The sequence below is a fragment of the Pseudomonas sp. S2_C03 genome (genome assembly GCF_054668405.1).
Genome location: NZ_CP162766.1, coordinates 3001714 through 3016654, shown reverse-complemented (window position 1 = coordinate 3016654; position 14941 = coordinate 3001714). Strand labels below are relative to the sequence as shown.

The 14941-nt window shown below is 60.1% G+C and carries 13 protein-coding genes; 5 read left to right on the top strand and 8 right to left on the bottom strand.

Going from position 1 to position 14941, the window contains the following annotated elements; all coding sequences use genetic code 11:
* Nucleotides 1–6: 6 nt before the first annotated feature.
* Both AB4N64_RS13720 and AB4N64_RS13715 read right to left on the bottom strand, forming a co-directional pair.
* Nucleotides 7–1572: an aldehyde dehydrogenase (NADP(+)) gene (locus AB4N64_RS13720; RefSeq protein ID WP_460126340.1), complete on the bottom strand. Its 1566-nt coding sequence runs from the start codon at nucleotides 1570–1572 to the stop codon at nucleotides 7–9.
* 6 nt (nucleotides 1573–1578) lie between these two features.
* Nucleotides 1579–2208 carry a cysteine hydrolase family protein gene (locus AB4N64_RS13715; RefSeq protein ID WP_460126339.1) on the bottom strand — a complete coding sequence of 210 codons (630 nt, stop codon included), beginning with the start codon at nucleotides 2206–2208 and terminating at the stop codon, nucleotides 1579–1581.
* A 100-nt stretch (nucleotides 2209–2308) separates the two neighbouring features.
* Here AB4N64_RS13715 and AB4N64_RS13710 point away from each other — a divergent pair, with 100 nt between their 5' ends.
* Nucleotides 2309–2818 (top strand): winged helix-turn-helix transcriptional regulator, encoded by a 510-nt coding sequence (locus AB4N64_RS13710; protein ID WP_460126338.1) that lies wholly within the window; start codon nucleotides 2309–2311, stop codon nucleotides 2816–2818.
* A gap of 34 nt (nucleotides 2819–2852) precedes the next feature.
* Nucleotides 2853–3410, top strand: a complete 558-nt coding sequence (locus AB4N64_RS13705) for a nucleotidyltransferase family protein (RefSeq protein ID WP_460126337.1) — start codon at nucleotides 2853–2855, stop codon at nucleotides 3408–3410.
* A 49-nt stretch (nucleotides 3411–3459) separates the two neighbouring features.
* On the opposite strand, the gene AB4N64_RS13700 is transcribed toward AB4N64_RS13705, so the two are convergent.
* Both AB4N64_RS13700 and ilvD read right to left on the bottom strand, forming a co-directional pair.
* Nucleotides 3460–3891, bottom strand: coding sequence for a nuclear transport factor 2 family protein (locus tag AB4N64_RS13700; RefSeq protein ID WP_192303898.1), 432 nt, complete (start codon nucleotides 3889–3891; stop codon nucleotides 3460–3462).
* 815 nt (nucleotides 3892–4706) lie between these two features.
* Complete coding sequence (gene ilvD, locus AB4N64_RS13695; protein ID WP_460126336.1) at nucleotides 4707–6389, bottom strand: dihydroxy-acid dehydratase; 1683 nt, start codon at nucleotides 6387–6389, stop codon at nucleotides 4707–4709.
* Between the two features lie 380 nt (nucleotides 6390–6769).
* Here ilvD and mqo point away from each other — a divergent pair, with 380 nt between their 5' ends.
* The 3 genes from mqo to AB4N64_RS13680 all read left to right on the top strand — a co-directional run bounded on the left by mqo (nucleotide 6770) and on the right by AB4N64_RS13680 (nucleotide 11285).
* Entirely contained in the window at nucleotides 6770–8413 is a 1644-nt protein-coding gene (gene mqo, locus AB4N64_RS13690; RefSeq protein WP_460126335.1) for a malate dehydrogenase (quinone), read from the top strand.
* Between the two features lie 543 nt (nucleotides 8414–8956).
* A complete protein-coding gene (locus AB4N64_RS13685; RefSeq protein ID WP_460126334.1) occupies nucleotides 8957–10111 on the top strand; it encodes a hypothetical protein in 1155 nt (384 codons plus the stop codon).
* Nucleotides 10112–10166: 55 nt separating this feature from the next.
* On the top strand, nucleotides 10167–11285 hold the full coding sequence (locus tag AB4N64_RS13680) for a glycosyltransferase 61 family protein (protein WP_460126333.1): 1119 nt from the start codon (nucleotides 10167–10169) through the stop codon (nucleotides 11283–11285).
* Between the two features lie 246 nt (nucleotides 11286–11531).
* Here AB4N64_RS13680 and AB4N64_RS13675 read toward each other — a convergent pair whose 3' ends face one another.
* The 4 genes from AB4N64_RS13675 to AB4N64_RS13660 all read right to left on the bottom strand — a co-directional run bounded on the left by AB4N64_RS13675 (nucleotide 11532) and on the right by AB4N64_RS13660 (nucleotide 14925).
* Nucleotides 11532–12896 (bottom strand): purine-cytosine permease family protein, encoded by a 1365-nt coding sequence (locus AB4N64_RS13675; protein ID WP_460126332.1) that lies wholly within the window; start codon nucleotides 12894–12896, stop codon nucleotides 11532–11534.
* A 5-nt stretch (nucleotides 12897–12901) separates the two neighbouring features.
* Nucleotides 12902–13579: a cysteine hydrolase family protein gene (locus AB4N64_RS13670; protein ID WP_460126331.1), complete on the bottom strand. Its 678-nt coding sequence runs from the start codon at nucleotides 13577–13579 to the stop codon at nucleotides 12902–12904.
* Nucleotides 13580–13668: 89 nt separating this feature from the next.
* Entirely contained in the window at nucleotides 13669–13821 is a 153-nt protein-coding gene (locus tag AB4N64_RS13665; protein WP_460126330.1) for a hypothetical protein, read from the bottom strand.
* 60 nt (nucleotides 13822–13881) lie between these two features.
* Entirely contained in the window at nucleotides 13882–14925 is a 1044-nt protein-coding gene (locus AB4N64_RS13660) for an LLM class flavin-dependent oxidoreductase (protein ID WP_460126329.1), read from the bottom strand.
* Nucleotides 14926–14941: the final 16 nt, after the last annotated feature.

Genomic DNA, 14941 nt, shown 5'->3' with positions numbered 1-14941 from the left:
CGCGGTTTACTGGCCGTCCACCACGCGCGGCAGTTGCAACGGGTTGAAATCACGCAGCGCGTCGGGTAGCAACGCCTGCGGGAAACCCTGGTAAGCCACTGGCCGCAGGAAGCGTTCGATCGACGTCATGCCCACCGAGGTGAAGCGGCTGTCGGAGGTGGCAGGGAAGGGGCCGCCGTGCACGGTGGCGTGCGTGACTTCCTGGGGGTGAGCGAAGGCGTTGACCACAATCCGACCGGTGCGACGCTCCAGCAACGGCAACACGCGCCGCGCCAGTAGCAAGTCAGGTTCTTCAAGGTGCAACGTGGCGCTGAGTTGTCCCTTGAGCGAACGGGCCACGGCGAGCCACTGCGATTCATCCCGGGCTGTGACCAACAGCGCTGACGGACCGAACACCTCTTGCGCCAGCACCGGTTCGCTGAGGAAGCGTTCACCGCTGACCTCCAGCAAGGCTGACTGGCCGTCAAAGTCCGCTCCGGCCGGCGAGCCTGCGGCAATACGCTGCGCACCCACACTTTCCAGGGTCGCGAGGCCATTGAGGTAGGCCGCGTGAATCCCCGGCGTCAGCATCGTGCGCGCTGGCGCCTCATTCACCCGTTTCATCATTGCCTCCCGCAACGGCTGCAAACCCGCGCCTTCTATCGCGATCAGCAGGGCTGGACGCAGGCAGGCTTGGCCGACATTGACCAGCATGCGTTCGATAAAACCATCGCCGATCTGCGTACCACGCTCGGCCAGGGCTGCAGGCAGGATGAACGTGGGGTTGATGCTGGTCATTTCGGTAAACACCGGAATCGGGTCGGGCCGAAGTTGCGCCCGGCGATACAGGGCCATTCCGCCGTGTTCGGAGCCGGTGAAGGTCACCGCCTTGATCAGGGGGTGATCCACCAGGGCTTCCCCGATGGCGTTACCGGCGCCGCGTACCATCGAGAACACGCCTTCGTGCAGGCCATGATCGCGGACGGCCTTCTGAATCGCCCGCGCCTGGATTTCCGAGGCGCCCGGGTGGGCGTTGTGCGCCTTGAGGATCACGGTCGCACCCGCGGCCAGGGCCGATGCGGTATCGCCACCAGCGACCGAATAGGAGATCGGAAAGTTGCTCGCGCCGAAAATCGCCACCGGGCCGATGGCGATTTTTTGCAGGCGATGGTCCATGCGCGGGCGCGGCTGACGCGCCGGCTGCGCCGGGTCGATGGCCAATTGCAGGAAGCGGCCCTTGCGCACGACGTCGGCGAACTGGCGAAATTGCGTGGCGGCCCGGCCCACTTCGCCTTCCAGCTGCGCTTGCGGCAGGCCTGTTTCGAGTGCGGCCCGCTCCGCCAGCTCGCCACGAACAGCCTCCAGGTTGTCGGCAATGCTCTCCAGGAACGCCGCTCGCTGGCTGAGTGAGGTATGGCTGTAACTGTCGAACGCTTCGTCGGCGAGGGTCGCCGCCCGATGCACCTGCAATGCGCCACCCAAGGCGAATTCGGTTTCGAGCCATTGGTTGGTGGCCGGGTTGAGCGCCTTCATTGTCCCTTCACTGGCGGGGACATCGTGGGCGCCGATCAACAGGTTTCCCGTGAGGTTCATCGGCGATTACTCCTGACCTGTGAGGGTGGCGATGAGTTCATGGGTCGTCACGATCGAATGCGCGAAGGTCGGGCCGTTGAGTTCATGGGCGGCGTGCATCATTTCCGGACGCAACGCGGCAGTCGCGTCGCGCACCAGGGTGACGTGATAACCCATTTCGGCGGCGTAGCGGGCGGTCGCCTCGATGCAGGTATTGGCCAGCAGCCCGACGATGATCACGTGGGTGATACCTTGTTGCTTCAAGCGAAAATCCAGGTCGGTGTTGGCAAAACCGCTGGAACCCCAGTGTTCCTGGACGACGATGTCACCGTCCTTGGGTGCGAAGTCAGGGTGCCATTCGCCACCCCATTCACCGCGGGCAAAATGGTGCATGTGCATGATTTTGCTTTGGGTCGGCGTCGGGTGGTCCCAGCATTCGTAGTCACCATGCTCCCAGCGGCGGTGCGGTACGATGACCACCTGGATGCCTTGGGCGCGCACGGCGAGATCCAGGGTACGCAGGTTGTCGAGCAGACCGGCCTGTTCGGCAATCGGCTTGAGAAGGGGGAAAACCTTGCCGCCTTCGGACAGGAAATCGTTGTACGGATCGACCAGCAGATAAGCGGTGCGATCCAGGGGATAAAAGGGCTGCGACATGACGATGTGCTCCACAGGAAGATGAGTGTCAGGTGCCGGGGGTTGCCCGGTCATCTTGTTGATATGATAATCATAGTAACTAGGAATGAGGCAAGTCCCTATGTCGACAAACACCAATGCACCCGACACCCTGTGCCCGATTGCGCGGGCCGAAGCGGTCGTGGGAGACCGCTGGACCGTGCTGGTGCTGCGGGAGCTGTTCATGGGTAGCCATCGATACGACGAGATCCAGGCGCAGACCGGCGGCACCCCGCAAATGGTCGCCACGCGCCTGAAAAATCTCGAGGCCGAGGGCATGGTCGAACGCCGCCTCTACAACGAACGACCGCCACGCTACGAATATCACCTTAGCGAAAAAGGCCGGGCTTTCTACTCGGTGATACTGGCGCTGCGGGCCTGGGGGGAAACCTGGTGCAAGTCGCCGGAGGAGGGATTGGCGGTGGTCTATACCCACAAGGCGTGCGGCGAACCCGCGGGCCTTGGACCTGCGTGCGATCATTGCGGCGAATTGCTGCGCCGTGACGAGCTGGCCAGCGAACAGAGCCCGGCCTACCAGGCCGAACGGCTGGCACGTCGCGAGGCGTTCAAGAGCGGACGTAGCCCGCAGTGATCGGAGCATGGATGACATCGCGCAAGGAGCCCACATGCCACTGACCGCCACCACCCTGATCGACATTGCAATGACCAATCCGGTCAACGCCCAAATCACCCGGCGCCTGCCTGAACTCGGGTTGCGCCAATGCATGCTGACGGCAGGGTGCCTGTTCCAGGCGGTGTGGAATCATCAGGCCGGCCAGCCTTCTGACTGGGGCATCAAGGATTACGATGTTTTCTACTTTGATGAAGACCTGTCCTGGGACGCGGAAAACCAGGCAATACAGACCGCGCAGGCGCTGTTTCAGGATCTCGACGTCAACATCGAATTGAAGAATCAGGCGCGGGTGCACCTGTGGTACGAACAACGTTTCGGCACTCAATACCCGCAGCTACTGTCGGCGAAGGATGGCATCGACCGCTACCTGGTCGCTGGCACGTGCATTGGCCTGGAAGTGGCGACAGGGGAGGTGTACGCGCCCTTTGGCCTGGACGATATCGAGCAGGGCCTTTTGCGTATCAATCCAATCAATCCCCGGCCCGAGTTGTTTGCCCGCAAGGCGCAGAGTTACCAGTCTCGTTGGCCCTGGCTGACAATTCTCGATTGAAAAAGGGGATGGAGTGCCGACATACCCCAACCCCTTCATCACGCCATGATCAGAACTTGAATGCCTGGCGTCCCACCAGCAGCCACTGGCCTTTCTGTTTCTGCCAGATCTGGAAGTTCTCGATCTCGGTCGGGATCACTTCAGTGCCTTTGAGCGCCTGTGCCGAGAAATGGTTGCGCACCAGCGCAACGTCGCCCGACAGGTTGATGGTCTGGTTCTGCATCTCCAGGGTCTTGAACGCGCTGCGACCGGTTTCGATGTCGGCTATGTATTCCTGCTTGTTCTGGATTTTCCCGCTGGAGTGACCGTAGGTCAGGTTCTCGGCGGTCAACGCGTTGAGTTCGGGGATATTCTTTTTCAGCATGGCCTGGGTCAACTTGTCGACGGCCTTGGCCACATCGGCCTCGCCGGCAGACGGGGCGGCGGCGACGTAGCCACTGAACAGGCAGAGAAAACCGACCAGCACTTTCACTTTTTTCATGGGGCATTCCTTGTTGTTGTAGGGAGCGAATGATGGATCTGGGTAGGCATTCATCAGTCGTCGTACAACCTAGCATGAGGCGAGGAAAAAGCGAACTGTCTGGAGAATTGACTGGGCCGGTCTGGCCCCATCGCGAGCAAGCTCGCTCCTACAGGGGCAACGCGAACAAACTGTAGGAGCGAGCCTGCTCGCGATGGTCGTCAACGATAACGCTGGCGTCCTGCTGCCCCGCGTTGTCTGCGCCACCATCGCGAGCGTGCTCGCTCCTACAGGGACAGCGCGGACAAACTGTAGGAGCGAGCTTGCTCGCGATGGTCGTCAACGATAACGCTGGCGTCCTGCTGCCCCGCGTTGTCTGCGCCACCATCGCGAGCGTGCTCGCTCCTACAGGGGCAACGCGAACAAACTGTAGGAGCGAGCCTGCTCGCGATGGTCGTCAACGATAACGCTGGCGTCCTGCTGCCCCGCGTTGTCTGCGCCACCATCGCGAGCGTGCTCGCTCCTACAGGGACAACGCGAACAAACTGTAGGAGCGAGCTTGCTCGCGATGGTCTTCAACGATAACGCTGGCGTCCTGCTGCCCCGCGTTGTCTGCGCCACCATCGCGAGCGTGCTCGCTCCTACAGGGACAACGCGGACAAACTGTAGGAGCGAGCTTGCTCGCGATGGTCGTCAACGATAACGCTGGCGTCCTGCTGCCCCGCGTTGTCTGCGCCACCATCGCGAGCGTGCTCGCTCCTACAGGGACAGCGCGGACAAACTGTAGGAGCGAGCTTGCTCGCGATGAGGCCCGCCCAGCCAATACAAACACCTGGTCAAAGATACTTGTCCGTCACCGCCCCCTCCGAAGCACTGGACACCGTCCTGGCATACTTGGCCAGCACCCCTCGCGTGTACTTGGGCGCAGGCCTGATCCAGCGGGCCTTGCGCTCCGCCAACACCGTATCGGAGAGCGCGACGCTGATCTGCCGCGTTTGTGCGTCAATGGTAATCCGGTCACCATTCTCGACCAGCGCAATCGGCCCGCCGTCGAAGGCTTCCGGGGTAATGTGGCCGACCACAAACCCATGGGACCCGCCTGAAAAACGCCCGTCGGTGATCAGCGCCACTTCCTTGCCCAGGCCCTTGCCCATCACCGCCGAGGTCGGTGACAGCATTTCGCGCATGCCCGGCCCGCCCCTGGGGCCTTCGTAGCGGATTACGATCACGTCGCCCGCTTGCACTTCGCCATTGAGAATGCCCGCCAGCGCGCCTTCTTCGCCGTGATAGACCCGCGCCGTGCCTTCAAAACGCAGGCCTTCCTTGCCGGTAATCTTGGCGACCGCGCCAGTGGGCGAGAGGTTGCCGTGCAGCACCACCAGGTGCGAATCCTTTTTTACCGGCTGGTCGAACGGGAGGATCACGTCCTGGCCTGGCGGGTAATCCGCCACGTTTTCCAGGTTTTGCGCCAGGGTCTTGCCGGTGACGGTCATGGCATCCCCGTGCAACATGCCGGCGGCGAGCATGCGTTTCATCAACGGTTGGATGCCGCCGATGGCCACGAGCTCGCTCATCATGTACTGGCCGCTGGGGCGAAGGTCGGCGACTACGGGGGAAATTTTGCCCAGCTCGATGAAGTCCTCCAGGCTGAGATCGACGTCCACCGCATGGGCCATGGCCAACAGATGCAGCACCGCATTGGTCGAGCCGGCGAGGGCGATCACCACGCGAATGGCGTTTTCGAAAGCCTTGCGGGTCATGATATCCCGTGGCTTGAGGTCCAGCTTGAGCAGTTCCATGACCTGCTGCCCGGCGCGGAAGCTGTCCGAGGCCTTGTCGCCGCCGACCGCGTCCTGGGAGCTGGAACCGGGCAGGCTCATGCCCAGCGCTTCGATGGCCGAGGCCATGGTGTTGGCGGTGTACATGCCGCCACAGGAGCCCGGCCCGGGGATCGCCACTTCCTCGATCTGCTTGACCTGGATTTCGTTGATGTCGCCGCGGGCGTTCTGGCCCACCGCTTCGAACACGGAAATGATGTCGGTGTGCCCGGCGCCGGGGCGAATGGTGCCGCCATAGACGAAGATGGACGGGCGGTTCAGCCGGGCCATGCCGATCAGGCAGCCCGGCATGTTCTTGTCGCAACCGCCCACTGTTACCAGCCCGTCGAAGCCCTCGCAACCGGCGACGGTTTCGATGGAGTCGGCGATTACTTCGCGCGACACCAGCGAGTACTTCATGCCTTCGGTGCCGTTGGCGATGCCATCGGAAATGGTGATGGTGTTGAAAATGACGCCTTTTGCCCCGGCGGCGTTCGCGCCTTTTTCCGCTTCGATTGCCAGTTTGTCGATGTGCATGTTGCACGGCGTGACCATGGCCCAGGTGGAGGCGATGCCGATTTGCGGCTTCTTGAAGTCCTCGTCCGTGAAACCCACGGCCCGCAGCATCGAACGGCCCGGCGCACGCTCCACGCCATCGACCACTTGAGAGGAGTACTTGCGCAAATCGTCTTTGTTGCTCATGACTGTTCCTCATCCAGGCGTCTGGAAATCAGCATGAGTATAGTGGCCAGCGGGCGTGGGTCCGGACTACCAGGTCAGGAACAGACGCGCGGGTTTACGCGGTCGTGATATTCTTCGCGCCATTGGGTTTGATCCATTCCGTTTTCCTGTCCCTGGCGACAGGGGAACAGAATCACTGTCGCTCAAGTAGCTGAAGCCAAGAAAGATAAAAAGTCAGTTCAGTAGGGACATATAACTGGGGTCGATGCATTCAATCGGCCTTGTGTGCCCACCCTTCGTTTCTTATGTGCGAGTACCGGGGACAGTTGGCTTGTCTGTCGTGATCAGGGGCTCGTGGGTAAGTGGGAAGGGCGGATGACGGTTTATCATAGGTGCTACAGATGTTTAAGAAAGTGAACACGGCCCTGCTGGGTCTGGCTCTGTCGTTGGGGATGACGACTGCCCAGGCTGAAGAAGCCAAGAAAGTCGATGTGCTGCTCATTGGCGGCGGCATCATGAGCGCCACCCTTGGCGTCTGGCTCAACGAGCTGGAGCCGGGAACCTCGATGGAAATGATCGAGCGCCTGGACGGTGTGGCCCTCGAGAGCTCCAACGGCTGGAACAACGCCGGTACCGGTCACTCTGCCTTGGCCGAACTGAACTACACCCCGGAAGACGACAAAGGTAACGTGTCGATTCCCAAGGCGGTTGAAATCAACGAAGCGTTCCAGGTCTCCCGTCAGTTCTGGGCCTGGCAGGTTCAGCAAGGCGTGCTGAAAAACCCGCGTTCGTTCATCAACACCACGCCGCACATGAGCTTCGTGTGGGGTGATGACAACATCAAATTCCTGAAGAAGCGCTACGAAGCGCTGCAAGCGAGCCCGCTGTTCGCCGGCATGCAGTACTCCGAAGATCCGGCTGTGATCAAGAAGTGGGTTCCGCTGATGATGGAAGGGCGTGATCCGAACCAGAAGATCGCGGCCACCTGGAGCCCGCTGGGTACCGACATGAACTTTGGCGAAATCACGCGCCAGTTCGTCGCTCACCTGCAAACCCTGCCGAAATTCGATTTGAAGCTGTCCAGCGAAGTGCAGGACATCACCCGTAACGAAGACGGCACCTGGCGCGTCAGCTCCAAGAACCTGAAAGACGGCAGCAAGTTCGCCACCGACGCCAAGTTCGTGTTCATCGGCGCGGGCGGCGGTGCTCTGCACCTGCTGCAGAAGTCCGGCATCGACGAAGCCAAGGAATACGCGGGCTTCCCGGTAGGCGGCTCGTTCCTGGTGACCGATAACCCGGCCATCGCCGAGCAACACCTGGCCAAGGCCTACGGCAAGGCTTCGGTGGGTGCACCGCCGATGTCGGTTCCGCACCTGGACACCCGTGTACTGGACGGCAAGCGCGTCATCCTCTTTGGCCCATTCGCCACTTTCAGCACCAAGTTCCTGAAAGAGGGTTCTTACCTCGATCTGCTGACGACCACTACTACCCACAACGTGTGGCCAATGACCAAGGTCGGTATCAAGGAATACCCGCTGGTGGAATACCTCGCCGGCCAACTGATGCTGTCGGATGAAGACCGCCTCAATGCCCTGAAGGAATACTTCCCGAACGCCAAGGCTGAAGACTGGCGTCTGTGGCAAGCCGGCCAGCGCGTGCAGATCATCAAGCGTGATGAAGCCGCCGGTGGCGTCCTGAAACTGGGTACCGAGATCGTTGCTTCGGCTGACGGTTCGATTGCCGGTCTGCTCGGCGCCTCGCCAGGTGCTTCGACCGCTGCACCGATCATGCTGTCGGTCATCCAGAAAGTGTTCAAAGACAAGGTCGCGACCCCTGAGTGGCAGGAAAAGCTGCACAAGATCGTGCCAAGCTACGGCACTCAGCTGAACAACGACCCGGCCAAAGTGGCCGAGGAGTGGGCCTACACCGCCAAGGTCCTGCAACTGCCGACGCCTCCGGTGATCGGTCAGGCCGCCGCGCCGGCACCGGCCGCTGCGCCAACTGAAGCGCCAAAGGCTGAAGCTGCACGCGACATGGCTCTGTAACCACAGGCCTGCTGGAAAAGCCCACTGAACCGGCAACGGTCAGTGGGTTTTTTTAGCCCCTCTGTAGGAGACAAGCTCGCTCCTACAGAAGGGGTGGGGAGGGTTCGGGTTGTTGGTGTCAAAAAATCGACAGTCAAGTGCCCTGGATTTTATTCATGGCTAATATGTTTCAAGATGTAAAAAAATACACAAATCAAAATGCCTTCCATATCAAGGTTTAAGCGTATATCCCGGCAACTGTTCACGTTGCCCTCGATCGCGCCATCGCGTTGCGATTTTCAATAAAAGTCCTTTTCAGTCAGTATGTTGAAGAAGTTTTTCGCTGCGTTTTTGAAGAGTCACCCGCTTTTATCCCCCCTCGATCCCATCTGCGCCACCCACCCGTCCACTCTTGCAAACGAAAGCCTTTCTTTCTTAACTGTTACCTAATGTAAAAAAATAATTTCATCGACGATGTCTTTTAAATCAAGGTTTTAGGACGGCCAAGTGCTGCCGGATGTTTCTCTGACCTGGGCAAAATGACTCTCAAGGGATGACCGATAAATGAAAGAGAAGCTGACAGCACTGGTTCGAAAATTCGTCTCGCCTTCAATGCGCTATGAGCTGCGAAGCGCCGCCAACCGGTTGCGCGGTCTGCTGGAGCGTGCCTGTTTATGGCGCTGGGAAATTGCCCGGTTTCGGCTGCAGCATGAAAGTCCTTACGAGGTTCTCTACGTGGGCCGCAAAAACCGGCGGGACATGGCCAAGTTGCTGATCGGTGGCAAGTCCCTGATCGACAGCGAGGTGCAGCAGGAGGAAGTCCGACCCGCGGGCTCGAATCATGTGGTGGTCATCAGCGAAGTACCGACCACGGGCGCCTTGAACGTGCCTGTTTATTTGAGTGCCGTCGTGCCCCTGGGGCGCTCCCTGGAAGACATCACCGCCCGCTACGACAGCGAATTGCGGCGCAGCATCCGCAAGAACCGGCCGTTGTACCAGATGCGTCAGGCGTTGTCGGACGAAGACATCGAAATGGCCGACCGCGAGCTTTTGCGCCCTTATGCTGCGGCTCGACAAGGCACGCATGCGGCGCAATTTGCCACGCAAGAGGTGTTCAGGATCGCCAGGTCCGTCGGCAGGCTCGACCTGATCACCCTCAACGGCGAAGTTGTGGCTTGTCACCTGGGCTGCGTCATCACTCGGGGTGGCAAGCGCTATTGGAGCACGCTGCGTTTCGGTTATACGCAGGCCGTGTTCTGCGACGCCAAGAAGCTGCGGGAGGTGAATTCGATCACCACCTACATGGCACTCGAATGGGCCATCGAGAACGGCTTCGACTACTACGACATCGGGCTGTGCGTGGCGCGACCGGATGATGGCTTGTTGAAGTGGAAAAGACGCCGTGGCGGTGACGTTGACTCCCTGGGCAACGATTCATTCCTGTTTGTTCGCCTGCCCAAGACCGGCACCGCGCGCTTCCTTTGGGATACGCCATTGTTTGCGTTCGAAGGCAAACAGCTGACCCTGCATCTTGGGTTGCCGGATGGCCCTAGCGATGAGGAGGCGGCGCGTCGTTACCATGAGATGGTTTTCGGCGGGCTCGACAAGATCTACCTGCACTGCGAGAAGAACAAGGGCGAGCAGTTCCTGGAGACCTTGCGCAACCGCTATGCCAATGCGCAAGTCACTCCGGTTTTACAGAAGGTGGCCTCGAGTTGAACCATGTCCAGGCTAAATCAGCGCAATGCTTCGATGTCCTGCTAGGAGGACTTTCATGAAAGGAGATATGACGCATTCGAGCACCTTGAGCGCCAGCCGCCGGAAAAAGTGGACCCTGGCCGCTTACCGATATATCGCCAGAAAACGCTTGGCGCACACAGCTGAAATCAACCTGAAAAACCTTGCAGTGAAAAGTTGGGATATCGCCCCCAGCGAGGTGACCTGTTCGCCGCCGGCGTTCTTCCTGCCCGGCCAAATGGAGCGCGTGACGGGCTGGGAGGCCAAGCGCTTTTATCCCTACGAGCATCCGTCGCGCACCATGCAAGGGCTGGGTGATGTCGTTCAGGGGCCGACCCGTGGTTACCTGCTCAAGGATGTTTGGCTGATCGACGGCGTGCTTTACAAGGGCAAGGCCAGTCTGTGGCTGTCGAACAAACCGTCGCGGTTTCCGCACATCGTGGTCGAGCGTGAAATTCAGCGTGCCGCCGTCTATTGCACGCAAAACGGCAATAGCTGGTTTGGCACTTGGCTGATGGAAGATTGCCCGACCTACGCGTTGGCCGAGGAAGAGGGCATGCCGGTCACCACCGCGCCGTCTGCGCGGTTCCCGCTGTTCACTCAGGCGCCGGCGTACGAGGACTGGTTCGACATGCGGCCGACGCGCCTGCACACGGCGTTTTTCCGCGAACTGGTGCTGTTCGACGATCAAAGCCAGAACAGCAGCCGGAGCCTGCGCTATCGGGCCATGGGCGAAAAATTGCTGTCGCGCGTCAACGCTGCTGCGCACCCCGGCGTGTTCATCCTGCGCGGCGGCGCGGGCGATCTGCGGCTGTTGCGTAACGAACTGGAACTGGCGGATCACCTGCACAAGACTCGCGGCTTTCGCATTCTCGATCCACTTAAAAACGATGTCCCGACTATTGTTGCCACCTGCGCGGGTGCGCAAACCGTGATGGGTGTCGAAGGCAGCCAGTTGGTGCATGGCGTCAATGTACTGAAGCCGGGTGGGTCGGTGCTGACCTTGCAGCCCCCGAATCGCTTCGTCAGTTACTACAAATACCTGACGGATCGTGACCGGCAGAACTTCGGCTTTGTGGTGGGGCGCCCGGAAGGGGATGGGTTCACCATCGACATTGGCGAGGTGGAGCGCACGCTGGATTTGTTGCCTGCGTAGCGCGGAATGGGTCGCAAAAGCTGCATAAGATCGTGCCAAGCTACGGCACTCAGTTGAACCACGACCCGCCAGCACCAAAGCCTGGTGCTGCAAACGACATGGTTCTGTAACCACAGGTCTGTTGCAAAAAAGCCCACTGAACCGGCGACGGTCAGTGGGCTTTTTTGTGCGCGGTGTCCTTGCGCAGTCGCGAGCCCGCAGCACAGCGGTCAACCGCGTCCCATGGGAATGTGGTCGTCGGCCGTTTTAGCGCGATACCGTATTGGCGCCAGGGATGCGCAGCGCCATCTTCATCAGCCAGTAATAAGTGAGCGCCGGTACCAGCAAGCCTACGAGCCACGCCAGGTCCACACCATCCAGTGCACGAGCCACCGGCCCCACGTACAACGTGGTGTTCATGAAGGGGACTTCCAGCGCGATCGCCAGCAGGAAGCTGCCGCAGGCGACACCATTGAACCGACCATAGACCCCGTCCGGATTAAAGATGTCCTCGATTCGGTACTGGCCTTTGCGCAGGCAGTAGTAGTCCACCAGGTTGATCGCCGTCCAGGGAATCAAAAAGTAGCTCATAAAGAAGATGAAGTTGAGAAAGAAGCTGACAAAGTCATCCTGACCGATGGTGCACAGCGCCGTGGCCAGCAAGGTGATCAGTAGCATGAACAGGCCGCGAACCCGAGGCGTCACCTTCAAGCGCGCGAATGGCTCGATCACGGTAATGGTCGACATGAATGCCCCATACAGGTTGAAGACGTTGATCGAAACCTGGCCGTACACAATGAACAGGAACAGCAGCAACGCCCCGCCTCCAAACAGCCCCGCCACGTGCCCGCCGACATTACTGGAAAAATCCGCGATGCCGACACTGAGGATGGCCCCCAGTATCATCATCCAGGCACCCCCAATGACCGTGCCGGCGTAGCTGAACCAGAATACCTTGGCGGTAGAGGTGGCACTGGGCAGGTAGCGTGAGTAGTCAGCGACATAAGGTGCATAGGACAATTGCCAGGTCACCGCAATGCTCACCGCCACCAGGAATTTGGACAGGGAGAAGCCGACGGGCAACCATTGTTCGGCCGCGATGGGTAACTGCATGGCCAGCAGCGTTGCACCAATGAACACCACCAGCGACAACAGCGACAGCCACTTCTGCAATCGATGGATCAATCGATAGCCATACAATGCCACCACAAAGCACAGCGCACCGATCAGGTAGGTATTCGCCGTGGCGGACAGTGGGCTGACGGTTTCCAGCGCCTGGGCGGCCAGCAAGGTGTTGCTGACGAAGAAACCGAGATAGATCAGCATCACGAACAGCAGGGGCAGGACGGCCCCCAGCACGCCGAACTGCGCGCGGCTCTGGATCATTTGTGGAATGCCGAGTTTTGGACCCTGCGCAGAATGCGAGGCCATGAACACTGCTCCCAGCAGAGAGCCGATGACAATGGCCAGCGCACTCCAGAACAGGTTGAGCCCCATCACGACCGGCAACACGCCAGACGCGATGGTGGTGATGTTCATGTTGGCGCCGAACCAGATGAAGAACAGCGAGCCTGGCTGGCCATGACGTTCGGTCTCGGGAATGAAGTCGATGCTTCTTTTTTCGACGTGCATGGCGATCACTCCTGGGTCCGGGTGAGGTGGGAATGCAAACGGGCGATGGTGGCTTCGAATTCGTGCGGTTGGTGGGCAAAACCATCCGGATGCTCCGGGATCAGGCTGACATGATCGCGACCTTCCATGGCCCGCCGGCATTGCTCGCTGGTGAGGATTTCCAGCGCATAAATCCAGTTGGCCATGATCAACAGGGCCGCATGATGTCCCGCCAGGGTGGTCGTGGTGCAGGCGTCGCTGACCAGGCGAACCCGGTAGCCCAGCGCGAAGGCATCGAACACGCTGGCAAGCACACAAACGTCGGTCAGTACGCCGCAGATGATCAGCGTCTCGATACCCGACGCCTTTAACCGGGCGTCCAGGTCGGTGCGGTGGAAGGCGCTATAACGACCTTTGTCCAGCACACATTCACCGGAATGCGGTGCCAACTGCGGGAGAATTTCCACCTGACGGGTGCCGGCGCGATAGCTGCTGGGGCCACCGTCGGCCGCGCGGGGTTCGCCGCGTGGCAAATCGCTGCCTTCGGCCGAATTGATGTGGCGGGTATAGATGACAGGTATCTGCTGACGACGAGCCGCGTCGAGCAGTGTCGAGGTATTGGTGATTACAGCGTCGAAGTTTTCGAGGACGAAGCTGTCCTCCTGCTGCATGTCGATGATCAACAGCGCATTGTTATTATTCATTGGGTAAACCTGAGCTCGAGTCGAAGCACAATGCACCACACATGCGCCCTGGAGCGTGACGTGAGGGGCGTGGATTGCTGTTCGGGAGCTCAGTTGACTATTTGCCAGAATCCGTTCTGCTTGGCGCAGACACAGGCGCGCAGACGTTTGAAGTGCAGATGCGAAGCGGTCCATTCGCCGCGCAGATAAGCCTGCTCGGCGCCGCAGGGCAGGGTAATGGATGGGAGACGATCTTCTAGCATCACAATCGACCCTGCATTTGCGTCAGTCCCCGTAATGGGCATCCGGGGACGTTGGTGGACTCAGCGAAACGCCGGAACCACGTGTTTGATGAACAGCTCCAGGGATTTTTTCTTCTCCGCGTGGGACAAGCTGTTATCGCACCAGAAGCTGAACTCGTCGACCCCCAGTTCCTGGTAATACTTGATGCGCGGAATGATCTCTTCCGGGGTGCCGATCATGGCGGTCTTGTGCAGGCTGTCCAGTTCGAACTCGGGACGACCGGCAAATTTTTCTTCCGGGCTTGGTTCCAGGAAACCGTTGACCGGCGTTTGCTTGTTGCCGAACCAGGCATCGAATGTCCGATAGAACTTCGAAATTGCCCTGGCGCCGACTTTCCAGCCTTCCGGGTTGTCAGCGGTGTGCACGTGGGTGTGACGCAGCACCATCAGTTGCGGACGTGGCACGCCCGGGTTGTTGTCGAGCGCGGTCTGGAACTTGTTCTTCAGGTCGAGGACTTCTTCGTCGCCCTTCATCAGCGGGGTGACCATGACGTTGCAACCATTGGCCACGGCGAAGTTGTGCGAGTCCGGGTCACGGGCGGCGATCCACATCGGCGGGTTAGGCTGCTGGATGGGCTTGGGCACGCTGGTGGAGGTCGGAAACTTCCAGATGTCGCCGTCGTGGGCGTAGTCGCCTTGCCACAGCGCACGGACCACCGGAACCATTTCGCGCAGGGCCTGGCCACCGCTTGAGGCGGGCATGCCACCGGCCATGCGGTCGAATTCTACCTGGTAGGCGCCGCGCGCCAGGCCGACTTCCATGCGGCCATTGCTGATCACGTCGAGCAGGGCGCATTCCCCGGCCACTCGCAGAGGGTGCCAGAACGGCGCGATGATGGTCCCGGCGCCGAGGTGAATGGTGGTGGTTTTGGCGGCCAGGTAAGCCAGCAGCGGCATCGGGCTTGGCGAGATGGTGTATTCCATGGCGTGGTGTTCGCCAATCCACACGGTGCTGAAACCGCCGGCTTCGGCCATCAGGGTCAGTTCGGTCAGGTCCTCGAACAGCTGGCGGTGGCTGACGCTTTCGTCCCAACGTTCCATGTGTACGAACAGGGAAAATTTCATGACGCTACCTCGAATC